This is a genomic window from Synergistota bacterium, from assembly GCA_021159885.1.
Classification (GTDB): Bacteria; Synergistota; GBS-1; order GBS-1; family GBS-1; genus AUK310.
In genome coordinates this window covers 1-21,275 of record JAGHDO010000032.1, presented here as the reverse complement: position 1 = coordinate 21,275, position 21,275 = coordinate 1, and the positions used below count along the sequence as shown (strand labels likewise).

The following is a 21,275-nucleotide window of genomic DNA, read 5'->3' as shown; positions in this document are numbered from 1 at the left end:
TTACGCACTTATATTTAAGGAGGGGGAGTTTTAAGATGGAAGGGAAGTTAAGGGCTTTAAGGGAGAGCGTGAGGAGAGCTTATGAGAGATATCCCTGGTACAGGGAGAAGATGGATCAGGCGGGAATAAAACCAGACGATATCAGAACGCTTAGCGACATCGAGAATCTCCCCTTTATGACGAAGGATGATCTGAGAAATGGATATCCTTGGGGAGCGACTGCGGTAGAGCTAAGAGGTGTTGTGAGAGTTCACTGTTCTTCTGGTACTACTGGAAAGCCAACGGTAGTAAGCTATACCAAGAAAGATGTGGATAGGTGGTCGAATCTTGTCGCTTGGTGCTTGAAGGTTGCTGGTGCTAAGGAGGATGATATCATTCAGGTTTCTTATGGCTATGGTCTTTTTACTGGAGGACTTGGACTTCACTATGGTGCTGAGAAACTCGGGTGTTGCGTGATACCAACTTCTGGTGGTTATACGGAAAGACAGATAGAGCTCATGCGGGATCTTGGAACCACGGTTCTGGCTTGCACGCCGAGCTACGCGCTTTATCTTACGGAGGTTCTTGCTGAGAAAGGAATTTCTCCTGCTGATCTTCGCTTGAGGCTTGGGATATTTGGCGCGGAGCCTTGGAGCGAGGAAATGAGAACCCAGATAGAAAGGGGATTGGGGTTAACTGCCCTTGATATCTATGGCTTGAGCGAGATTTGGGGTCCTGGGGTAGCTATGGAGTGTCCCTATAAAAATGGGCTTCATATTAATGATGATTACTTTATAGTGGAGGTTATAGATCCCGAAACGCTCAAGCCTCTGCCTTTTGGTAGGGAGGGCGAGCTCGTTATAACCACGCTAAATAGGGAAGCGACTCCCATGATAAGGTATAGAACGCGTGATATAACGAGGCTTGTGAACGGTAGATGCCCATGTGGATTATCAGGACCACGCATAGACAGAATAAAGGGCAGGACTGACGATATGATAATAGTCCGCGGAGTCAACGTTTTCCCAAGGCAGATAGAGACGGTGCTGGGCTCTTTTAGGGAGTTGAGCCTTAACTATCAGCTTGTTGTTGGTGAGCGGAGGCACTTGAAGAGGCTTGAGGTGAGGTGTGAGCTTGCCAATGGATATGCTGGGGATGTTGGAGAGCTTACGAGGAAGGTTTCTAAAGCTTTGAAAGACAAGCTTGGGGTAAGCGTCGAGCTAAGGATATTGCCTCCGGGAGCTATCGAGAGATCTCCTGGGAAAGCTAAAAGGCTGGTTGAGGCTTGAGGGGTGAAAGATTAGTATGCCGGGAAGAGGAGACGCTTTTCTCTGTCAGCTGGCTAACACTGGTGGTGGATGCTCCGTGGGAGTGTACTCTTCAGGACTTCTTCTGCTTTTTGCACCCGTAGGGCTTCTGGTTTTAAGGAAGCTGAAGTAAAAATAATGGTGCCGAGAGCGGGAGTCGAACCCGCACGGGGGCTTAACCCCACCGGATTTTGAGTCCGGCGCGTCTTCCAATTCCGCCATCTCGGCACCCTTTTTTAAATTATATCACAGGACTTTTCAAAGAGAAAGGGGTGAGTTAAAATCTTATAGGGGGGTGAGGAGAAGTTGACGATAAACGTTAGAGCGAGTCTTGAGGAAGATTTAAGAAAGTTAGAAGAAAAAATGTTAAAGCTGGCTTCTCTATCGAAAGAGGCGCTTGAAAAGGCTATGAAAGCATTGGTTAATCAGGATGCTGATCTTGCTAATGAGGTTATAAACGCTGACGATACGCTTGATGACTTGACCATTGATATAGATATGTCGTGCGTTGAAGTTATAGCGAGAAGACAACCATTGGCTCGGGATCTGAGGACAATAACTACTATAATGAAGATGATAGTTGATCTTGAGAGAATCGGGGATCTCGCGGTTAATATAGCGAGGGTCGTTCTGGCCATAGGAAAGGAACCGTTTGTCAAACCGCTTATAGATTTGCCGAGAATGGCGGAACACGCGGAAAAGATGCTGGACATGGCTATAGAAGCTTATCTTAAGAGAGATGTGAATGAAGCTTATGAGGTCTGTAAGATGGACAATTTCCTCGATGATCTTGAGAGGCAGATAATGAGTGAGCTGTTCTTTCTGATGCTTGAAGATCCTGGAAGAACGCTGAAACAGGGAGTTCAACTTCTTTTCGTTGCGCGATTTTTGGAGAGAGTGGGAGATCATACGACTAATTTAGCTGAAAAGGTTATATATATGATAACTGGAAGGTTAATAAGAGCGAGTGAGATAAGATGAGAAGGGTTAGTATACTATTTTTTGCGGTTATCGCTGTCTTATTTATTCCTCTGACGGCTTTTGGGCTTAAAGTTGAGCTTTATCCGGAGGGAGCTTTTGTTAGGGGAGTTGTGGAAGTTCCCGCGGGAAAAAGCGAGTTTAAAATCCTGTTTCCCTACTCGTCTCCTGTGGAGAGTTTTAGGGTAAAGGCTCAGGGTTTTTCCATATCTTCCATGTCCTTTTCGCGTGTCTATCTCTCTGATGATGAAATTCCTGCTATAAGAGAGCTTAAGGATAAGATAAGGGAGCTTGAGAGGGAGCAAAAGAAAGCGTTAGATAAAAAGAAGGAAGCGGAGCTTTCCTTTAAGATGTTTGAGGTTCTTTTGAAGAAGGTAGAGATGGAAAGTCCGAGCGAGGCTCAGTCTTGGATGACTCTTGTAGAGGACAGGGTTGATAAGTACGTGGGAGACATAGCCAAGACAAGCGAGAAGGTAAAGAAGCTAAAAGAGAGGATCGAGCTTCTTAGAAAAAGGCTTGAGGAAATAGATACGCCGAATTCCCGGCGCAGAAATCTTGCTCTTTTGAAGATAGAGGGAAATAGAAGCGGTGGGAAGCTTTTTTATTCTTTCTATTGTCCTAAGGCGGGCTGGAGTCCCGAGTATAAATTTGTCCTTGATCCCGATTTTAAGAGAGTTGATGTTTCAGTTTATGCAAGTATTTGGCAAAAAACGGGCGAGGATTGGAAGAATGCAAGAATCATTCTATCTTCGGAAAGAAGAGGCTTTTCTCTTACTCCACCTCGGAAGAGGGATTTGCTGGTTAGCCTGATGAGGAAAGAAAAGGCTCTTAAGCTTCCTCCTCCTATGGCTGCTGTACCTTCACCGCCTCCAGTAGCTCTTCGTGCCCGAGAAGGGGGTGAAAAGAAGATTTCTTTCAAGAAAGGAGTTTTAGGCGTAAAAATATCACTTCGGAGAGCCTTTTCCATTCCTTCAACTGGTGAGAGGAAACGAGTTTTGGTATGGAGGGGGAATCTGAAAGCCGAAGAGATCTATTATCTGTGTTGTCCTTATAGCGAGGCTTCCGCTTACAGAATGGTTAAGGTAAAGCTTTCTTCCCCCTTTGACTTTCTTCCTGGGACTGCGCAGATCTACATGGGGACTACTTTTCTTGGGAAGAAGCATGTAAGCGGTATGACTCGTGGAGGGGAGTATAAGCTTTGCTTTGGGAATGAGGAGAGGATAGAAATTAAAAGAAAGCTTCTTAAGATAGGGGAGACGGAGAAGGGTATCTTCACGAAAGGAAGCGTGAGGGAGCGGGGATATGAGATCAGCTTGAGAAACCTGACTGGTTCTGAGGCAAAGATTCTGGTCGATGAGATCATACCTGTATCCGTGGATTCGAGAGTCGAAGTGGAGCTTATTAAAATTGATCCTAAGCCATTTAGGAAAACGGGTACGGGGCATATCGAGTGGAAGATCACTTTAAAAAGCGGAGAGAAAGCGAGATTGAACTTTGTCTACAGGATATCTTATCCTCAGGGTAAGGAATTAGAGTTTAAGTGGAGGTGAAAAAGGTATGTTTGTTAGGGATGTTATGACGCTAAATCCGATTACGGTAAAGCCTGATGTGGCTTTTCAGGATGCGCTGAAGCTTTTGAGAGACAAGGGTGTAAGGAGATTACCGGTGGTTAACGATGAGGGAAAACTCGTAGGTATAATAACTGAAAAGGATCTCCTTTATGCATCTCCTTCTAAGGCAACTACGCTTGATGTTTGGGAGCTCAGCTATCTTTTAAGCAAGCTTAAGGTTGAAGACATAATGACGAAGGAAGTCATAACGATTTCAGATGACACTCCCATCGAGGAAGCGGCGAAAGTCATGGCTGATAAGAAGGTAGGTGCCCTTCCTGTTATGCGTGATGGAGAGCTTGTGGGAATAATAACCGAAACCGACATCTTTAAGGTTCTTCTTAAGCTTCTCGGAGCGGGCAGGGAAGGAAGCAGGTTCGTCTTCGAGGTACCGGATAAGGAGGGCGTTTTGGCTCAGCTAACTCAGCTTATAGCGCGATACGGAGGTAATATAATAGCACTGGCTACTTATCCCTCCCCCAACGAGGGTAGGGGAAGGGTTGTGGTAAAGGTAAAAGGGCTTGAGGATGCACGATTTCTCGAGGCTTTGCAAGGAACCGAAATCTCTCTGTGTGATTTCAGGTAGAAGCCTTTAGCCCCAAGGTCTTCCATACTCTCGTGGCGAGATCCTTGGGGCTGAATGGCTTTACTATGTATCCGGTCGCCCCTCGCTGAAGCGCTTCTATTACGTCTTTCTTTTGTCCCTTAGTGGATATTATTAATATTGGGATGTCTTTAGTCTGAGGATTTTTTCTTAACTCCTCGCAGAGCGTTAAGCCATCCATTTCTGGCATCATTATATCGGTGAGTATCAAGTCTGGCTTTTCTGCCGTTGCCTTTAGAAATCCTTGTTTGCCGTTTTCCGCGGTTATCACATTGAATCCCGCTTTTCTCAGCGTCGCTTCTGCCATCTTAAGAATCATCTTGGAATCATCTACAACGAGTATTTTCTTGGTAGAACCGGTGTACTTTTTCTCTTCCCTCTTTACTTTGGGCTTTTCCTGTGGTAGCTCTTTGCCGAGCATTCTATTAACTCTTACTATAAGTTCCTTCAGCGGAAATGGCTTGGCTATAAACTCGTTTACCTTCAGCTCCTTTGCCTTCAGCACATTGTCCTTAGAATGATAAGCGCTTAAAACGAGTACTGGTATTTCAGGATTAGGGCCGTTTTTTCTTACCTCCTCGACGAGCTCCAATCCCGTCATATTAGGCATTGAGATATCGGTTATAAGGGCGACTGCGTCTGGATTTTCCCGGATAAGATTCAGCGCTTCAAGCCCATCTTTTGCAATTAAAACCTCATATCCATATTTCTCAAGTGCGCTCCTTATTACTATCTGGATCTTGCTCTCATCCTCGGCTACTATTATCTTTTCCTTCTTCTCGCTCACCCGTTTCATCTACCTCCTGGGAAAACGGAATGCAAAAGAAGAATTTGGAACCCACACCGGGTTCACTCTCTACCCAGATCCTTCCCTTGTGGGCTTCAACGATGTGTTTAGCTATGGCCAACCCAAGTCCAAGGCCGCTTACCTTGTGGAAATGATCTCCCTCTACTCTGAAAAACTTGTCAAATATATATGGCAGGCTCTCTTTCGGGATTCCTATTCCCTCATCTTCCACGCATATCTTAACTCTTCTTCCATTTTCAGAACAAACCCTTACCCATATTCTCTTGCCATCTCCTATATATTTAATGGCGTTATCTAAGAGGTTTATAAGGACCTGAAGCAATTTATGCTTGTCTCCTTTAACGGGGGGTAAGTTTTTCTCTATTTCCTTATATAGCTTTAATCCTCTCTCTTTTGCCTTTCCTTCGAACATCTTTATCGCGCGGTCTACTATTTCTTCCACGTTGAATTCGCTCATTTCAAGGTTTAACCTGCCGGTTTCCAATCTTGAGAAATCAAGCAGGTTATTTATTAATCGCGTTAAGCGCTCTGCCTCGTCGTCTATTATCTCAAGATATGTTCGAGCAGTTTCAGTATCGAGCTCCTCAATGCTATCGAGCATTAACTCAACGAATCCTCTTATCGCTGTAAGTGGTGTTCTCAATTCATGGCTTACGCTCGATATAAACTCGCTCTTTAACTTATCGAGTTTTCTTAGCTTTTCAAGCTCCTTCGTTTCTGATAGATCTCTGACTATAAATATTATTCCGCTATCTTCTCCTCCCTCTCTAAAGATGGTTGAGCTTATTCCCAGCGGTATGCGGTAATCTCCCTTTGAATAATCGAACTCCTGGTCTATTAATCTCCCCTTTACGAATGTCTCTACCATAAGCTCCTTTAGCTTTAGGGAGAAAATTTCATCGAAAGCCTCATCTATAACCTTGCCCTTGAGGTCCTCACTTAGGTCTATCTTGAGAAGCTCCAATAGCTTTTTATTAAACGCTTGAATTCCTCCCTCCCTGCTTACTACAAGTATGCCGTGAAGAAGCTGGTTGAACATCTCTTGAAGGAAATCCTTCATTTTCTCGATTTCTTTGTAGAGCCTCACGTTTTCTATTCCCACGGCTGCTTGATGGGCTACGGTGTCCAAAAGCTGAAGAATTTGCTGACTGAACTCCTCTGGTGAACTCTCAGTGGATATGATAAGAATCCCTATACATTTCCCTTTAACCCTGAGGGGAGTAAAGATATAGGTTAAATTATCTTCGGGTAGCACCGTGGTTTTTCCTTGTCTTCTTATCCAGTCTACAACTCCTTCCCGTTTCCACCTTTCCCAGCGCTCTCTTATTTCCGGTGGTGGTTCATTCTCATCCGTGAAGATAACATACTTTTCCTTAAGCGAGGGCGCTATCCTCTCAGCGTATCTTAGGAGCACTTCCTTAACGCTTTCGACTGATGAGGCAAGCCCTATCTCCTCGGATATTTTTCTGAGTCTCGTTAGCTCTTCATATGCTTGTTTTAAATCTCTCAGGGTTTTCTCTAAGCCATTCATCATCCTTTTCTCAGAGTCTCAAAGAAGCTTTTGGCGTTTTCCATTTCCTCATCTATCTGAGCATATATTTCGTTGAGATCCTGAGGCTTGAGCCTCAAGGTTGCCCAGGCTTCTTTTTTAAATGAGGGAATCTGATTATCACCTCCACTTCCTATCCTTTTTATTCTCGCGAAAACATCCGCACCGTGAACGATTGAGACGAGCTCCGGGTATTCGCTTTCCGCTTGAGGCTGATGGTGCATAAGTATGGCATGAGTCAGCTGCGGAGGAAATTTCCATTTTTCAGCCACCCATTTCCCCACGACTGCGTGATCCACCCCCAGAATGTCTTCCTCAACGTCTCTTATCCACTTTCCTCCATTTTTGGCTATGGTTGCTACCTTTTCATAATCCTTGGGCATGAATCTTATAAGAACGAGTTTTCCAAGATCATGCAGCAAGCCCGCTGTAAAGGCCTCATCGGGTTGATCATAATCTATCCTCTGTGCCAGTATCTTGGAGGTTACCGCCACGCCAAGGTTATGTAGCCAGAGCGCTTCCAGGTCCATGCCTGCCTGCTTTTTCCCCTTAAAGAGCTCGGAGACCGAGATGCTTAAGACCAAGTCCCTCACGGTTCTAAAACCAAGAATTACAACTGCCTGGGTTACGGTGGATATCTTTCGAGGAAAGCCATAGTAGGCGGAGTTGACAAGCTTCAGGATCCTTGCGGTTAGAGCCTGGTCCTGTGATATCACTTTCCCCATGTCCGCTGCTGAGGAACGCGGATTGCTCGCGATTTCCATTACTCTGTTTGCTACGTCCGGAAGAGTGGGGAGATCCCGGAGCTTGGAAAGGATCGTTTCCTTAAGCTTGAAACGTTCCATTTACTTCATCCTTTCCTCCCTCGATTTTCTTCTCTTAACATTATAATATATTTTTGAGGGAGGTGTCTCGCCTTGGATAGAGTTTTTATGAAAAAAGCGCTCTTCTTAGCTAAGAAGGGCGCAGGTAGGGTTAGTCCCAACCCTATGGTTGGCGCTGTCTTGGTTAAAGATGGTAGGATAATATCCACTGGTTATCATGCTTATTATGGTGGTCCTCATGCTGAAGCGGTGGCTTTAGAGAAAGCAGGTGAGGAAGCGAAGGGAGCGACCCTTTACGTGAATCTGGAACCCTGCGTTCACTATGGGAAGACTCCGCCATGTGCCCCGAGGATCATAGAGGCGGAGGTCAAGAGGGTTGTGATAGCCACGCTAGATCCCAATCCCTTGGTTTCTGGAAAAGGCGTAAAGATGCTCGAAAATGCTGGTATAGAAGTGACGGTGGGAGTCCTTCAAGATGAAGCTAAGAGGTTAAACGAAGCCTTCTTTAAGTGGATAAAAGCTAAGATCCCATTTATCGTTCTTAAGGTTGCCTCGACGCTCGATGGTAAAATAGCCACTTACTCTGGTGATTCTAAGTGGATAACTTCTTTGAGATCAAGGAGGTTAGTTCATAGGTATAGAGCGTTTTATGACGCTGTTCTCGTTGGTGTGGGAACGGTTTTAAAGGATGATCCTGAACTTACGGTGAGGCTCGTTAAGGGTAGGAATCCCGTGAGGGTGATTCTCGATTCGTCTTTAAAGATTCCTTTGGGATCTAAGGTTCTTCTTGGGGATGGAAGGAAAATTATATTTCACTCGGAGGACATTTCCTCGGAGAAGGTAGATAGGCTCGGAGAGAGGGGTGTTGAGCTTTATGCTGTTCCGGGAGAGGGAGATCTTTTAGATCTTCATGAGGTTTTGAGGAAGCTTGGAGAGCTGAACATAGCGAGCGTTATGGTCGAGGGGGGAAGGAAAGTTTTTTCCTCTTTCCTTCGAGAAGAGCTTGCGGATAAATTGCTTTACTTTATAGCTCCCAGGATAGTCGGGGGAGGTATAGGCCCCTTTGATGAGATCGAAATTTGCTCTATAGGGGAATCAATAGAGCTTAAGAATGTCAGGATAAGGAGAATGTCCCATGATTTGCTCATAGAGGGATATTTTTAATGTATTGTGCTATAATTATTTTTTTAGAGAGAGATGTTTACAGGGCTTATAGAGGATCTCGGTAGGGTGGTAGACATAGAAAAGAGAGGAGTTTGGAGGCTCAGTATCGCTACAGATCTTGCGCCTCTCAAGGTGGGTGCAAGTATTGCGGTTAATGGGGCATGTTTGACTGTTGTCTTCTCACGCAAGGGTTTTTTTAGCGTTGACGTTATGAAAGAGACGCTTGAGAAAACGAATATATCGCTGCTTAAGATTGGGGACGAGGTTAATCTTGAAAGGCCATTAAGGGTGGGTGATAGACTTGAGGGACACTTTGTTTTGGGGCATGTTGATTGCATGGGAAGAATCTCCGATGTTGTTCCTGAGGGGAGATCGCGCCGAATATGGATTTCCTTTCCGGAGGAGTATACCGATTACATAGTCCCGAAGGGGTCTATTGCGGTTGATGGTGTGAGCTTGACCATCGCTTCGGTTGAGAGGGGAGCTTTTTCGGTTGCCTTAATCCCACATACGCTTGAAAGAACGAATCTCTCGAGGAGAAAAGCGGGTGATCTTGTTAACCTTGAGTTCGATATACTTGGGAAATATATCTATAGAATGTTAAAAGGGAGGAAGGAGTCGGAGAGGAAAAGTGTTACAGTGGAGCTTTTGAAAAAATATGGATTTATGTGAGCGAAGAGGGGGGATAGCTTTGGAGAACTTTAGGTTTAACACAGTTGAGGAAGCCATAGAAGATATAAAGCAAGGTAAGATGGTTATAGTTGTCGATGACGAAGATAGAGAAAATGAGGGGGATTTGATTATCGCTGCTGAAAAAGTCACACCTGAAGCTATAAACTTTATGGCTAAGTATGGTAGGGGTCTCATATGCATGCCTATAATCAAGGAGAGACTTGAGGAGCTCAAGATACCCCTTATGGTTACGGAGAATACAGATCCTCATGAGACAGCTTTTACGATAACTGTGGATGCTAAGCACGGCACTACCACAGGCATATCCGCATACGATAGAGCTTTAACGGTTAAAACGATACTCGATCCCAACACAAAGCCTGAGGATTTAAGAAGGCCGGGGCATCTCTTTCTGCTGATGGCGCGGGAGGGAGGGGTGTTAAGAAGAGCAGGGCACACTGAGGCAGCAGTTGACCTTGCCCGGCTTGCGGGGCTTTATCCAGCGGGGGTAATATGTGAGATAATGAACGACGATGGAACCATGGCTCGTCTCCCCGAGCTATTTAAGTTCGCTCAAAGGCACGGCCTTAAAATAATAACTATAAAGGACCTTATAGCTTATCGCTTTAAGAGGGAAAAGCTCGTTCAGAGGATAGTCGAGAATGTTGATCTTCCTACTAAGTGGGGACATTTCAAGGTGATAGCTTATAAGTCTCTTCTTGATGGGGATGATGATTATCTCGTTCATATAGCTCTCGTTAAAGGTGATGTTTCGGGTAAAAAGAACGTTCTTGTGAGAGTCCACTCAGAGTGCTTGACGGGGGATGTTTTTAACTCTCTCAGGTGTGACTGCGGGGAACAGCTGCACAGGGCTATGCAGATGATAGAGGAAGAGGGCATGGGCGTGCTTCTTTACATGAGACAGGAGGGACGTGGTATAGGACTCGTTAACAAGCTTAAGGCTTATAAGCTTCAGGAGGAGGGCTTTGATACGGTTGATGCCAATATCGCGCTTGGTTTTCCTCCAGACTTGAGAGATTATGGCATAGGTGCTCAGATACTTGCGGATCTTGGGCTCTCTACCATAAGGCTTATAACCAATAACCCCAGAAAGATAGTGGGACTCGCCGGCTATGGACTTAAGGTAGTGGAAAGGGTTCCAATTGAGATAGAGCCTAATGCCTATAATGAGGATTATCTCAGGGCAAAGGCTGAAAAGCTGGGGCATTTATTATGCTGTAAATACAAGGGGTGATGATCTTGAAGGTTTACGAGGGAAAGCTTCTGGGTAAAGGTATAAAAATAGGAATAGTAGTTTCAAGGTTTAATGAGTTTATAACGAGGAAGTTGCTTGATGGAGCGTTGGATGCCTTAAGGAGGCATGGGGTTTCCGATGATGATATGGAAATTGCTTGGGTTCCAGGTTCTTTTGAGATCCCACTTGTGGCTTTAAAAATGGCCAAAAGCGGAAGATATGATGGAGTTCTCTGTCTTGGTGCCGTTATAAGAGGTGATACTCCTCATTTTAGCTATATAGCCTCAGAGTGTGCCAAGGGCATAGCTCAAACTATGCTTAAGTGTGAGATTCCTATATCTTTTGGAGTTCTAACTACAGATAATATAGAGCAGGCTATAGAGAGGGCTGGGACAAAAGCGGGTAATAAGGGTTGGGATGCTGCTTTATCCCTCATAGAGATGATAAATCTGGTGAAGGAGCTGGGTAAAGATGCTTGATCTGAGAGCCATAAGAAGGGATCCAGAGAGAGTTAGAACTGCTCTTAGGAAAAGGGGATATTCTTTTCCCCTTGATGAGCTTCTTAAAAAGGACGAGGAGTGGAGGAACGCATTAAGCGAGGTTCAAGCTCTCAAGGAGAAAAGAAATGAGGTCTCTAAGAAAATAGCTGCGATGAAAGCTAAGGGAGAAGATCCGACGGAGCTTCTTCAGGAGATGAAGGAGGTATCTCGAAGGATAAAAGAGCTTGATAAGAGCGTTTCTACGTTGGAATCTGAGATAAAGAATATGCTCATTTCTATACCGAATGTTCCTCATGAGAGCGTTCCCGTGGGCGAGGATGAAAACGATAACGTGGAGGTAAGAAGATGGGGAGAGCCACCGAAGTTTGATTTTGAGCCGAAACCTCACTGGGATATAGGTGAACGGCTTGATATTCTTGATTTTGAAAGAGGGGTTAAGCTTGCAGAATCCCGCTTTACGGTTTTAAAGGGTCTTGGTGCTCGGCTTGAAAGAGCGCTTATAAACTTCATGCTTGATCTTCACACGAGCGAGCACGGTTATAAGGAGATATTTCCGCCTTTTCTCGTTAACTCCAAAGCTATGTTCGGTACGGGTCAGCTCCCTAAGTTTGAGCAGGAGCTCTACAAATGCAGGGATGATGATCTCTATCTCGTCCCCACGGCGGAGGTTCCTTTGACTAATCTTTTCATGGATGAGATTCTTCCTCCAGGGAGCTTACCGATTTATGTTACGGCGTATACCGCTTGCTTCAGGAGAGAGGCTGGCTCTTATGGAAAAGATATAAGAGGGATAATAAGACAGCATCAGTTTAATAAGGTTGAGCTTGTGAAGTTCTCTGAACCGGAGAGCTCCTATGATGAGCTTGAGAAGATGGTCAGGGATGCGGAAGAGGTCTTAAGAAGGCTTAATCTTCCTTACAGAGTAGTGCTTCTTTGCACAGGTGACATGGGCTTTACATCAGCTAAGACATACGACATAGAGGTCTGGATGGCGGGGCAGGGAAGATATAGGGAAATCTCCTCATGTAGTAATTGTGAAGATTTTCAGGCGCGCAGGGCTAATATAAGATACAGGCCCTCACCAGGGGAGAAGCCCCGCTATGTTCATACGCTTAATGGCTCTGGCGTGGCGGTGGGCAGAACCTTAGCTGCTATACTTGAGAACTATCAGCAGGAAGATGGAAGCGTTTTAATACCCGAAGCGCTGGTTTCCTATATGGGAGGGATTAGGGTTATTCCTCCTTCGAAGTAGATCTGGTTTTTGAGGGAGTGTTTTCGTCCTTATCGTTATCTTTCCTTCTTCTTGTTCTATAATTCCATCCCTTACGGGGAAGGGAAGCGTTCTTAAGTCTAAGATGGGGTTCACCTTCCTCAAAATGCGGGAGGTGAACTCCTTTCTCATTTTAAGTCCCCCCACATAAAACTTATAATCTGCTAAGTAGATCTTACTACCCTTTATCTTCAGTTTTCCCGCGAGCTCGACGAGAACTCTTATGGGAAGGCCTCCGAGCTGATACGAAGCGGCAAGTATGAATTTATCTTTCTTTATTCTAACGTAAGCTTTTTTTAAACCATGTTCGTTGGCATCCTTTATCTTATCCCGCAGAAATGAATTTAATCCCTCTTCGGTTATTGTCATAAGAAGCCTAACATCTTTCACCTTTTCTACCTTAATGTTTCCCCTTTCCCACTCATCAGATGGATTAAGCTTCGCATCTATCGCCTCGATTTTCACCCTTTCGATGGGTAATCCTGAGGTTTTTGCATCTTCCGCTTCTACATATATGTCCTTGAAGAAGGGATCTTCAGCGCTTCCGTTTATGTAAACTTCTATTCTCTTTGGAGTAAAGAGTTCTTCTAAAGCGGATTTGAGCTTTTCCGAAAGGCCCTCCGACGAAAAGGAAATACTATGCACGAGGAGCAGAACGACAACGATAAAAAATTTTAAGAAGGGTTTTAATTTCATTTTTTCACAAACTCTCCTTTTTCAGTTTGACTATCCAGCCATAAATAGCTTATAATGAAATCCGGGCTAACGCAAGGGGGGATCATACGTGAGGGGCCTTTCCGCTTATCTACTTTTGATCGTTTTCGCTCTTATTCTTTCCATTCTTCCTGAACGCGGTAAGAGAAAGTTAGAGGAAGACCGTAAAAGGGAGCTTTTTCTTTCCGTTTCCTTAATTCTCGTTTTTGCCTCTGCCTCGCTTTTACTTGTTAAGTTTTTTCCGGATCTCTCTCCAGTTTTTCTCTCTGCGATTTTGGTTTTCTGGATAGGCTTTTATTCTCAGGGATATCGTGTGCCTCATAGTTTAAAGCTCTTTCTACTCTCAGGTATAGCGATATATTTGGCGCGAGAGGGAATATGTATTCACTTCCTCAGTTCTCCCCATGGTGGATATTACTATTTGAGTTTTCTCGCTTTTCCCTTGACCGTTTTGTGGATTGTGGGAATATCTAATTCTCTCGTTATACTTGATGAGGTAGAGGGAGCGTCTCTTGGTGTTTCGCTTATAGCTTCAACCGTTTTTGGGATGGTCGCTTATATGCAGCATCAGGGATTATGGGATGCGATTGCGCTATCTTCATTTACCGCTCTTTTCTGTGCGGTGCTTCTTGCGATCAAGGGAGGAGAACGTTTAGGCGAAGGTTTCTCAAGCATGTTGGGATTTCTTCTCGGAACCGTTGCAATCTTGGGAGTTTTGAAAAGGACCGCTTTTTTGACGCTTTTGATACCTATAATGATCCTTGGGGTTCCTCTCCTTAATTCGTCTTATGCCGTGGTTTCTGGATATATTCATCCCCTTGCTTCTTCTGCGCTTCCTGATCGTGGGAGGCGTCTCTATCATCATCTTTTGGCGATAGGTTTGGAGCAGAGGGAGATAGCATTTTTAATACATATCTTAAGCCTCTATTTGGGTATAGGGGCTCTTCTTTTGTTTAAATTTCCCAGCGTTTACATAGCTCTGTTTATTCCTCTTGGAGCGATTCTTCTCGTGAGGGGGTATAGTAGATTTCTTTCTGGAACTCTTTCTTCCGTTGCAGAACAAGGAATGAGACGAAGCATCTTTGGTGTTAGAGTTGATAATATTTCCCTTGAGTATGCTCTTGGAAGGATTGAGGCTTTTCTTCGAGATGGGGAAAGCCATGTGATAATTACGCCTGATAGTCCTGCTATCTTGACTGCCCTTGAGGACAGAGAGTACAGGAAAATACTTGATGAAGCTGATATGGTCGTTCCCGATGGCATAGGGATAGTTATAGCGGGGTGGCTTCTTGGACAACCCATAGGGGGAAGACTTCCCGGGATAGAGCTTATGGGTGCTATTCTAAAGAGAGCATCTTTCCATAGAAGGAGAGTTTTTCTCGTTGGAGCTAAAAGGGGTGTTGCTGAAAGAGCTGCTATTAACTTGAAGCGCGCCTTTCCTGGAATTGAGATAGTGGGAGTTAGTGATGGTTATTTTAGCAAGGAGGAAGAGGAAAAATTAATAGAGCGTATAAGAATGGCACATCCGCACTATTTATTTGTTGGTATGGGAGTGCCCAAGCAGGAGAAGTGGATATACGGGAATAAGGAAAAGCTTCGTGTTCCCGTTATGATGGGGGTGGGAGGAAGCTTTGATGTTTGGGCTGGGGACATAAAGAGAGCGCCTCTGCTTTTGAGAAAAATGGGGCTGGAATGGCTTTATAGGGCGCTACTTGAGCCTTGGAGATTAAGAAAGGTTCTTAAGCTTTATCGGTTTGCTTTGCTTTTAATAATAAATCTCTTGAAAGGGAGTGGAGAAGGTGAGGATTAAGAGAATTGTAGCCATATCCTTAGCGGTAATCTTTCTTTTGCTCGGATCGTTAGCTTTCGCTGAAACCACGAAGGCGCAGAGCCCCCCTGTAGTTCCTTTTCTTAAGAAGGTTCCACCTGCCAACATAATAGAAAGCCTTATACAGGTATGGAATCTTATCAAGATGTACTATGTGGACCCGAGCAAGATAGATCCTCAGAAGCTTAAGTATGGAGCCCTTAAGGGTATGGTAGAGGCGCTCGGCGATCCCTATACGAGATATGAGGACCCGACTGAGTATAAGGAGGAGCAAATAGAGATAAAAGGGCGCTATGGAGGTCTTGGAATAATAATAACGAAGAAAGATGACAGGGTTGTGATAGTCTCGCCCATAGAGGATACGCCTGCTTATAGAATAGGCTTAAAGGCTAAGGATGAGATCGTAAAGATAGAGAATGAGCTTACGAGAAATATGAGCTTAACTAAGGTTGTTAAGCTTCTTAGAGGTAAGCCTGGTACTAAGGTTACGATATGGGTTCGCAGAAAGGGAGTAGACAAGCTTCTTAAGTTTACTATAACGAGGGCTTTGATAAAGCTTAAAGCCGTTAAGAAGAAAATGCTTGATCATAAGATAGCCTATATAAGGCTAACGTATTTTAATCAGAACACATCACAGGAGTTAAAGGTGGCGCTGAATGATCTCAAAAAGAAAGGGTACAAGGCTATAATCCTCGATCTTAGAAACAATCCGGGGGGGCTTCTTAAGGAAGCGGTATATGTAAGCCGATTTTTCATAAATAAAGGTGTTATAGTGAGTACCAAGGGAAGGTATCCATGGTATAACGTAGTTTACAAAGCCAATGGTACGGCTATCCCCTACTGCCCTATGGTGGTTCTCGTTAACGAGGGAACTGCGAGCGCTTCGGAAATAGTTGCTGGTGCTTTGCAGGATAACAAGAGGGCGAAGCTTATTGGCGTTAAGACCTTTGGAAAGGGGTCGGTTCAAACTGTGATACCGCTTAAGGATGGTTCTGCTCTCCATATAACTATAGCTTACTATTATACGCCCAAGGGAAGACTTATTCATAAGAAGGGACTTATGCCGGATATCGTGGTCAAGCAACCGGAAAGTTCAAAAAAGGATGTGCAGCTTGAAAAAGCTAAAGAAATACTTCTTCAGGAGATGGGAAAAGCTTTATGAGAGCGATGTGGGGTTTTGCTCTTATCCTTATAGCTTTTCTTATGGTTATCGTGCTTTTTCTTCTCTCTCCTAAGCCTGTGAAGCTTTGCTTTAAGGGAAAGCTCTCTGGTGTAAGTGGAGCAGGGTATAAAATTACTTATTTCTTCAGGCTGAGGCCTATAGGCTTCAGCTTTAATTTATGGGGAGAGCTTGGAAGAGGGCTTTACGCGCTCTTTGAATCCATAAAGCCGAGATGGAAGAGCAAGCTTCCAAAGCTTGCTTTTATAATAGATGATTTTGGCTACAGAACGCCGCTTGCTCTTGATTTTATATCTCTTCCTTATAAGATTACTGTTTCGGTGCTACCGTTTCTCCCATGGTCTAAGTTTATCGCTGAAAGAGCCCATCTGAGTGGGAAGGAGGTTATGCTCCATCTTCCTATGGAGGCTTATGGGCATAGGTGGGCTGGAGTGGGCACCATTAGAGTAAATATGAAAGAAAGGGAGATAAGGAAAATCATAGAGGATGCTCTTATGACCGTGCCTCACACTGTTGGTGTTAACAATCATATGGGTTCCTTAGCTACGGAAAGCGCTCCCTTAATGAGAAAAGTAATGAGGGTGTTAAAGGAAAAGGGGCTCTTTTTCGTGGACAGCTGTACATCTCATAAAACGGTGGCTTATGCAATTGCGAGAAGCATGGGACTCCCATCCTACTATAATTCACTTTTTATAGACTCGTATTCCGGTGAGAGCAAAGCTGAGGAGTATATATGGAAACTCGTATGGATAACCAGAAGAAAGAAAAGAGTAATAGGTATCGGGCATGTCAGGCACGATACCTACGTTGCTTTAGAGAGACTTCTTCCTAAAATAAGGAGATTTGTGGAGCTCGTTTTTGCCTCAAACATAGTTTACGGAAATGGAGTTGTTGCAAGATGACGGTTTCGGTTGTGGTGGGTATGCAATGGGGAGATGAGGGAAAAGGGAAGGTCGTTGATTACCTTGTGAAGGATGTCGACGTTGTCTTAAGGTATCAAGGAGGAAGCAACGCGGGGCACACAGTCGTGCTTGGAGATAAGAAATTCATCTTTCATCTTCTTCCCTCAGGAATGCTTTATCCGGAAAAGCTGTGCGTAATAGGCGATGGAGTTGTGGTAGATCTACCTTTGCTTTTCGAGGAATATACATCTCTTAAAAGGGAAGCCGGAAGGATAGGTGAGCTCAGGATAAGTGAGCTCGCTCACCTTGTTATGCCTTACCACAAAATACTTGATGAGCTTGAGGAAAATCGAAGGGGAGAAAACAAGATAGGGACTACTAAAAGAGGCATAGGTCCTGCTTATGCTGACAAGGCATCGAGAATTGGAATACGTGTGGGGGATCTCTTAAGAAGAGAGCTTTTTGAGAGAAAACTGAAGTTTGTACTTGCCAGAAAAAACGAGCTTATAACGAAGATATATGGAGGCCCTCCCCTCGACTACGATAAAATTAGAGAAGAGTGCTTAAAATATGCAGATTTCCTTGAAGATAAGGTTTGCAATACCGTTTCGCTCGTTAGCTCACTGATTAGTTCAGGCAAAAATCTTCTTTTTGAGGGAGCTCAAGGGACTCTCCTTGACATAACCTATGGAACATATCCCTATGTTACTTCTTCCCATCCGCTATCCGGAGGAGCTTGCGTCGGAGCTGGAATATCCCCTAAGGATGTGGATGAGGTTATAGGTGTTCTAAAAGCTTATACGACGAGGGTAGGTATGGGGCCATTCCCCACTGAGATGGATGAGGAAACCGCCTCTATGGTGAGGGAGAGAGGTGGTGAATTCGGGGCTACAACGGGCAGACCGAGGAGATGTGGATGGCTTGACGGGGTCATGATAAGATACTCTGCTAAGCTTAATGGCGTTGATAAAATAGCTTTGACCAAGCTTGATGTCCTGACGGGCTTGGAGAAGATAAAGATATGCGTTGCATATGAAGTTTCAGGAAGAAGGACAGAGGAGTTTACCCCGCTTCTTGATGAGGCTAAGCCTGTATATGAGGAGATAGATGGTTGGAGCGAAGATATAAGAGATGTTAGAACCTTCGGCGATCTCCCCCCGGAGGCGAGAAATTACGTTAGACTGGTAGAGGAGATCGTGAGGTGCAAAGTCTTCTTTATAGGGGTGGGCCCCGGTAGGGAAGAGACGATAGCTCTTTAACCTTGACTATGATCTTGGTTGATATAGATTTTATGAACTTGGGCGATTTGGATGAAGTTCTTGAAATAGAAAGGGAGTGTTTTCCTTTTCCATGGAGCGAGGAGACTTTCAGGGAAGAACTTGAGCTCAAAGATAGCGTTTATATAGTTGCCCGGCTTAGAGGTAGAGTCGTTGGGTATGCGGGAATAAAGTTTTATCAAAGGCAGGGGCATATAACTACAATTGCAGTAGCTCCCCGTTGGAGAGGAAATCAGATAGGAGAGCAGCTTCTTTTGGCTCTTCTTGAGATAGCCAAGGATAGAAAAGTTAAGAGCGTCGTCCTTGAGGTTAATCCGTCTAATCTGCCTGCAAGAAAGCTTTATGAAAAATACGGATTTAAGGAGATAGGTTTAATTCCCGGCTATTACAGGGATGAGGGAGCAGATGCGATTATAATGAGGCTTGAGATATAAAAATGGTGGGCGCTGCTGGGATTGAACCAGCGACCTCTTCCGTGTGAGGGAAGCGCTCTCCCGCTGAGCTAAGCGCCCACATATGTTATTATAATGGTAAAGCTCTTAAAAGGCAAGAGGAGGGTACAGAAACTGTGGGAAAGGTCATAAGGTTTGGGGTTTCCATGGAGGAAGAGCTTCTTAAAAGGTTTGATGAGGTTATCGTAGATAAGGGATACGAGAATCGATCAGAAGCTATTAGAGACCTTATCAGGAACTTCATACTTGAAACGGAGTGGAAGGAGACTTTTGATGAAGCAACAGCCGTTCTCGTTGTTATTTATGATCATCATAGAAGGGATATAACCGAGATACAGCATGAGCATCTTAAGGAAATCATATCTACCCTCCATCTTCATATAGATGAGGAAAATTGTCTTGAGGTTATTCTTCTTAAGGGCAGGGTTTCTACCCTGAGGGATATTGCTTCCCGCATAGGGACGCAGAAAGGAGTTAAGTACGCTAAGCTTGTTCCGGCGGTGGTAGGAGGGGCGCCCCTGTGAGAGAAGGGGCGCTCTTTTCATTTAAGGGGGTGATGAGAGATGGCTAAAGTAATAGCGGTTATAGGGGCGCTTGATACCAAAGGTGAGGATCTACGTTTCGTAAAATCGGAGATAGAGAGGCGTGGGCATCGAGCTCTCGTTATTGACACGAGCGTTGTTGGGAAGCCTCTATTTGAGCCTGATATATCGTCTTCTGAGGTTGCTGAGGCAGGCGGGGTTTCCCTTGATGAGCTGAGAAAGAAATCCGATAAGTCCTTAGCTATGGACGTTATGACGCGGGGGATAGCCAAGCTGGTTAGAGAGCTTTACGATAAGGGAGAGATTGATGCGGTTATCTCGCTTGGGGGTTCCGCGGGAACCGTGATAGGAACTTCCGCTATGAAGGCTCTTCCTATAGGCGTTCCGAAGGTTATGGTCAGCACCGTGGCTTCAGGTGATACCAGACCCTATGTCGGCATTAAAGATATCGTTATGATGCCTTCCGTGGTCGATGTTGCGGGTGTGAATAAAATCAGCGCTAGGATATATTCAAACGCCGTTGGGGCAATAGTTGGAATGGTTGAGTCTGAAATTCCCGAAATGGAGGAAAAACCTCTCGTCGCTGCCTCCATGTTCGGGAATACTACTCCTATCGTTAATTACTGTTCTAAGAGATTGAGAGATAAAGGATATGATGTGCTTGTCTTTCACGCGGTTGGAACTGGAGGGCAGACGATGGAGAGTCTTATAGAAGAGGGCTACTTTAAGGGAGTTATGGATATAACAACGACCGAGCTTGCGGATGAGCTCGTTGGAGGCGTTCTATCTGCAGGGCCAACGAGACTGGAAGCTGCTGCTAAGGCTGGTGTTCCTCAGGTTGTTGCTCCCGGCTGCCTTGATATGGTCAATTTCTGGGCACCTGAGACGATACCCGAGAAGTTCAAGGGGAGAAAGTTCTATCGCTGGAATCCCAACGTTACCTTGATGAGAACTACGCCGGAGGAAAATGCCGAGCTTGGTAGGATTCTCGCTGAGAAGCTTAATCGCTCAACCGCTCCCGTTGCCATTTTCTTGCCTCTTAAAGGGGTTTCCATGCTCGATGCTCCCGGTAAGGAGTTCTGGTGGCCTGAGGCTGATAAGGCTCTATTCGATGCCATAAAGAAGCATATAAGGCCTGACATTCCGGTCTATGAGCTCGACTACAACATAAATGACGATGAGTTTGCTGAAGCCATGGTTTCTAAGATGCTTGAGTTTCTGAAGGAGAGAGAATAAGGAGGTGTTAAATCATGGTAAAGCGTATTCCGCGAGAGGAGATATTAGCCCGTTTTCGGGAGAAGATAGGGAAGGGAGAACCCATAATAGGATGCGGAGCGGGAACCGGTATATCCGCTAAAATGGCTGAGGCTGGAGGCGCGGATCTGATAATAATATATAACTCCGGGCGCTATCGCATGGCCGGAAGGGGCTCTTTGGCTGGTCTCATGCCGTATGGAGATGCCAATGCCATAGTCATGGAGATGGCTCGCGAGGTTATACCGGTGGTCAAGCGCACTCCCGTTTTAGCCGGCGTTTGCGGAACCGATCCTTTCAGAGATATGGAGGTTTTCTTGAAGGAAGTTTCGTTTGTTAACTTCTCTGGTGTTCAGAACTTTCCAACTGTGGGATTAATAGATGGCGTTTTTAGAGCAAACCTTGAAGCAACCGGCATGGGATATGATAAAGAAGTGGAAATGATAAGGATAGCCCATGAGATGGGGCTTTTTACCGCGCCGTATGTATTTGATGAAGAGCAAGCTAAGAAGATGGCTGAAGCTGGTGCTGATATTCTCGTTGCCCATGTTGGGTTGACAACATCGGGAACCATCGGTGCTGCAGTTGCATTAACGCTCGATGAGG

General features: G+C 44.9%; 21 protein-coding genes and 2 tRNA genes. 17 read left to right on the top strand and 6 right to left on the bottom strand.

The window, feature by feature from the left end:
- The first annotated feature begins 35 nt into the window (after positions 1-35).
- Positions 36-1,268, top strand: coding sequence for a phenylacetate--CoA ligase (locus J7M13_03000; protein MCD6362954.1), 1,233 nt, complete (start codon positions 36-38; stop codon positions 1,266-1,268).
- Positions 1,269-1,425: 157 nt separating this feature from the next.
- On the opposite strand, the gene J7M13_02995 is transcribed toward J7M13_03000, so the two are convergent.
- Positions 1,426-1,514, bottom strand: a tRNA-Leu gene (locus J7M13_02995).
- Positions 1,515-1,592: 78 nt separating this feature from the next.
- Between J7M13_02995 and phoU the strand changes: the two genes are divergently transcribed.
- Genes phoU through J7M13_02980 form a run of 3 tightly spaced genes read left to right on the top strand, consistent with a single transcriptional unit; the run spans position 1,593 to position 4,460 of the window.
- Positions 1,593-2,267 (top strand): phosphate signaling complex protein PhoU, encoded by a 675-nt coding sequence (gene phoU / locus J7M13_02990; protein ID MCD6362953.1) that lies wholly within the window; start codon positions 1,593-1,595, stop codon positions 2,265-2,267.
- Positions 2,264-3,814 (top strand): mucoidy inhibitor MuiA family protein, encoded by a 1,551-nt coding sequence (locus J7M13_02985; GenBank protein ID MCD6362952.1) that lies wholly within the window; start codon positions 2,264-2,266, stop codon positions 3,812-3,814. The genes phoU and J7M13_02985 overlap by 4 nt, the downstream gene beginning before the upstream one ends.
- Positions 3,815-3,821: 7 nt before the next feature.
- Positions 3,822-4,460, top strand: a complete 639-nt coding sequence (locus J7M13_02980) for a CBS domain-containing protein (GenBank protein ID MCD6362951.1) — start codon at positions 3,822-3,824, stop codon at positions 4,458-4,460.
- Here the strand turns inward: J7M13_02980 and J7M13_02975 are convergent.
- The 3 genes from J7M13_02975 to J7M13_02965 are packed head-to-tail and all read right to left on the bottom strand — an operon-like array spanning position 4,453 to position 7,680.
- On the bottom strand, positions 4,453-5,265 hold the full coding sequence (locus J7M13_02975) for a response regulator (protein ID MCD6362950.1): 813 nt from the start codon (positions 5,263-5,265) through the stop codon (positions 4,453-4,455). The two genes, J7M13_02980 and J7M13_02975, sit on opposite strands and share 8 nt — an antisense overlap.
- Positions 5,225-6,817: a PAS domain S-box protein gene (locus J7M13_02970; GenBank protein MCD6362949.1), complete on the bottom strand. Its 1,593-nt coding sequence runs from the start codon at positions 6,815-6,817 to the stop codon at positions 5,225-5,227. The genes J7M13_02975 and J7M13_02970 overlap by 41 nt, the downstream gene beginning before the upstream one ends.
- Positions 6,817-7,680, bottom strand: a complete 864-nt coding sequence (locus J7M13_02965) for an HDOD domain-containing protein (GenBank protein ID MCD6362948.1) — start codon at positions 7,678-7,680, stop codon at positions 6,817-6,819. The genes J7M13_02970 and J7M13_02965 overlap by 1 nt, the downstream gene beginning before the upstream one ends.
- An 87-nt stretch (positions 7,681-7,767) precedes the next feature.
- On the opposite strand from J7M13_02965, the gene ribD reads away from it, so the two are divergent.
- Genes ribD through serS form a run of 5 tightly spaced genes read left to right on the top strand, consistent with a single transcriptional unit; the run spans position 7,768 to position 12,502 of the window.
- A complete protein-coding gene (ribD, locus tag J7M13_02960; protein MCD6362947.1) occupies positions 7,768-8,823 on the top strand; it encodes a bifunctional diaminohydroxyphosphoribosylaminopyrimidine deaminase/5-amino-6-(5-phosphoribosylamino)uracil reductase RibD in 1,056 nt (351 codons plus the stop codon).
- 33 nt (positions 8,824-8,856) lie between these two features.
- Positions 8,857-9,495, top strand: a complete 639-nt coding sequence (locus J7M13_02955; GenBank protein MCD6362946.1) for a riboflavin synthase — start codon at positions 8,857-8,859, stop codon at positions 9,493-9,495.
- The gene (locus tag J7M13_02950) at positions 9,482-10,750 is read left to right on the top strand and encodes a bifunctional 3,4-dihydroxy-2-butanone-4-phosphate synthase/GTP cyclohydrolase II (protein ID MCD6362945.1); all 1,269 of its coding nucleotides are present in this window, start codon (positions 9,482-9,484) and stop codon (positions 10,748-10,750) included. The genes J7M13_02955 and J7M13_02950 overlap by 14 nt, the downstream gene beginning before the upstream one ends.
- On the top strand, positions 10,750-11,229 hold the full coding sequence (locus tag J7M13_02945) for a 6,7-dimethyl-8-ribityllumazine synthase (protein ID MCD6362944.1): 480 nt from the start codon (positions 10,750-10,752) through the stop codon (positions 11,227-11,229). The genes J7M13_02950 and J7M13_02945 overlap by 1 nt, the downstream gene beginning before the upstream one ends.
- On the top strand, positions 11,222-12,502 hold the full coding sequence (gene serS / locus J7M13_02940) for a serine--tRNA ligase (GenBank protein MCD6362943.1): 1,281 nt from the start codon (positions 11,222-11,224) through the stop codon (positions 12,500-12,502). Before J7M13_02945 ends, serS begins: the two co-directional genes overlap by 8 nt.
- Here the strand turns inward: serS and J7M13_02935 are convergent.
- Complete coding sequence (locus J7M13_02935; protein MCD6362942.1) at positions 12,440-13,216, bottom strand: DUF2993 domain-containing protein; 777 nt, start codon at positions 13,214-13,216, stop codon at positions 12,440-12,442. The genes serS and J7M13_02935 overlap by 63 nt on opposite strands.
- A gap of 88 nt (positions 13,217-13,304) precedes the next feature.
- On the opposite strand from J7M13_02935, the gene J7M13_02930 reads away from it, so the two are divergent.
- From J7M13_02930 to rimI, 5 genes are read left to right on the top strand one after another with little or no spacing between them, the layout of a single operon-like run.
- On the top strand, positions 13,305-15,044 hold the full coding sequence (locus tag J7M13_02930) for a WecB/TagA/CpsF family glycosyltransferase (GenBank protein MCD6362941.1): 1,740 nt from the start codon (positions 13,305-13,307) through the stop codon (positions 15,042-15,044).
- Positions 15,034-16,224: a S41 family peptidase gene (locus J7M13_02925; protein MCD6362940.1), complete on the top strand. Its 1,191-nt coding sequence runs from the start codon at positions 15,034-15,036 to the stop codon at positions 16,222-16,224. Before J7M13_02930 ends, J7M13_02925 begins: the two co-directional genes overlap by 11 nt.
- Positions 16,221-17,144, top strand: a complete 924-nt coding sequence (locus J7M13_02920; protein ID MCD6362939.1) for a divergent polysaccharide deacetylase family protein — start codon at positions 16,221-16,223, stop codon at positions 17,142-17,144. Before J7M13_02925 ends, J7M13_02920 begins: the two co-directional genes overlap by 4 nt.
- Entirely contained in the window at positions 17,141-18,403 is a 1,263-nt protein-coding gene (locus J7M13_02915; protein MCD6362938.1) for an adenylosuccinate synthase, read from the top strand. Before J7M13_02920 ends, J7M13_02915 begins: the two co-directional genes overlap by 4 nt.
- Before the next feature lie 32 nt (positions 18,404-18,435).
- Positions 18,436-18,855, top strand: coding sequence for a ribosomal protein S18-alanine N-acetyltransferase (rimI, locus tag J7M13_02910; protein ID MCD6362937.1), 420 nt, complete (start codon positions 18,436-18,438; stop codon positions 18,853-18,855).
- A gap of 3 nt (positions 18,856-18,858) precedes the next feature.
- Here the strand turns inward: rimI and J7M13_02905 are convergent.
- Positions 18,859-18,933: transfer RNA gene (locus J7M13_02905), tRNA-Val, on the bottom strand.
- Between the two features lie 56 nt (positions 18,934-18,989).
- Between J7M13_02905 and nikR the strand changes: the two genes are divergently transcribed.
- From nikR to J7M13_02890, 3 genes are all read left to right on the top strand, one after another.
- Positions 18,990-19,397 (top strand): nickel-responsive transcriptional regulator NikR, encoded by a 408-nt coding sequence (nikR, locus tag J7M13_02900; protein ID MCD6362936.1) that lies wholly within the window; start codon positions 18,990-18,992, stop codon positions 19,395-19,397.
- A gap of 39 nt (positions 19,398-19,436) precedes the next feature.
- Positions 19,437-20,651, top strand: coding sequence for a Tm-1-like ATP-binding domain-containing protein (locus tag J7M13_02895; GenBank protein MCD6362935.1), 1,215 nt, complete (start codon positions 19,437-19,439; stop codon positions 20,649-20,651).
- Positions 20,652-20,665: 14 nt separating this feature from the next.
- On the top strand, positions 20,666-21,275 hold a 610-nt coding region (locus tag J7M13_02890), incomplete at its 3' end, for a phosphoenolpyruvate hydrolase family protein (protein MCD6362934.1).

Coding starts and splice junctions, on each gene's coding strand:
- J7M13_02980 (MCD6362951.1), top strand. CDS start 3,822: ATGTTTGTTAGGGATGTTATGACGCTAAATCCGATTACGGTAAAGCCT.
- J7M13_02935 (MCD6362942.1), bottom strand. CDS start 13,216: ATGAAATTAAAACCCTTCTTAAAATTTTTTATCGTTGTCGTTCTGCTC.
- J7M13_02895 (MCD6362935.1), top strand. CDS start 19,437: ATGGCTAAAGTAATAGCGGTTATAGGGGCGCTTGATACCAAAGGTGAG.
- ribD (MCD6362947.1), top strand. CDS start 7,768: ATGAAAAAAGCGCTCTTCTTAGCTAAGAAGGGCGCAGGTAGGGTTAGT.
- rimI (MCD6362937.1), top strand. CDS start 18,436: ATGAACTTGGGCGATTTGGATGAAGTTCTTGAAATAGAAAGGGAGTGT.
- J7M13_02915 (MCD6362938.1), top strand. CDS start 17,141: ATGACGGTTTCGGTTGTGGTGGGTATGCAATGGGGAGATGAGGGAAAA.
- J7M13_02920 (MCD6362939.1), top strand. CDS start 16,221: ATGAGAGCGATGTGGGGTTTTGCTCTTATCCTTATAGCTTTTCTTATG.
- serS (MCD6362943.1), top strand. CDS start 11,222: ATGCTTGATCTGAGAGCCATAAGAAGGGATCCAGAGAGAGTTAGAACT.
- J7M13_02955 (MCD6362946.1), top strand. CDS start 8,857: ATGTTTACAGGGCTTATAGAGGATCTCGGTAGGGTGGTAGACATAGAA.
- J7M13_02950 (MCD6362945.1), top strand. CDS start 9,482: ATGGATTTATGTGAGCGAAGAGGGGGGATAGCTTTGGAGAACTTTAGG.
- J7M13_02965 (MCD6362948.1), bottom strand. CDS start 7,680: ATGGAACGTTTCAAGCTTAAGGAAACGATCCTTTCCAAGCTCCGGGAT.
- J7M13_02945 (MCD6362944.1), top strand. CDS start 10,750: ATGATCTTGAAGGTTTACGAGGGAAAGCTTCTGGGTAAAGGTATAAAA.
- J7M13_03000 (MCD6362954.1), top strand. CDS start 36: ATGGAAGGGAAGTTAAGGGCTTTAAGGGAGAGCGTGAGGAGAGCTTAT.
- J7M13_02970 (MCD6362949.1), bottom strand. CDS start 6,817: ATGAATGGCTTAGAGAAAACCCTGAGAGATTTAAAACAAGCATATGAA.
- J7M13_02985 (MCD6362952.1), top strand. CDS start 2,264: ATGAGAAGGGTTAGTATACTATTTTTTGCGGTTATCGCTGTCTTATTT.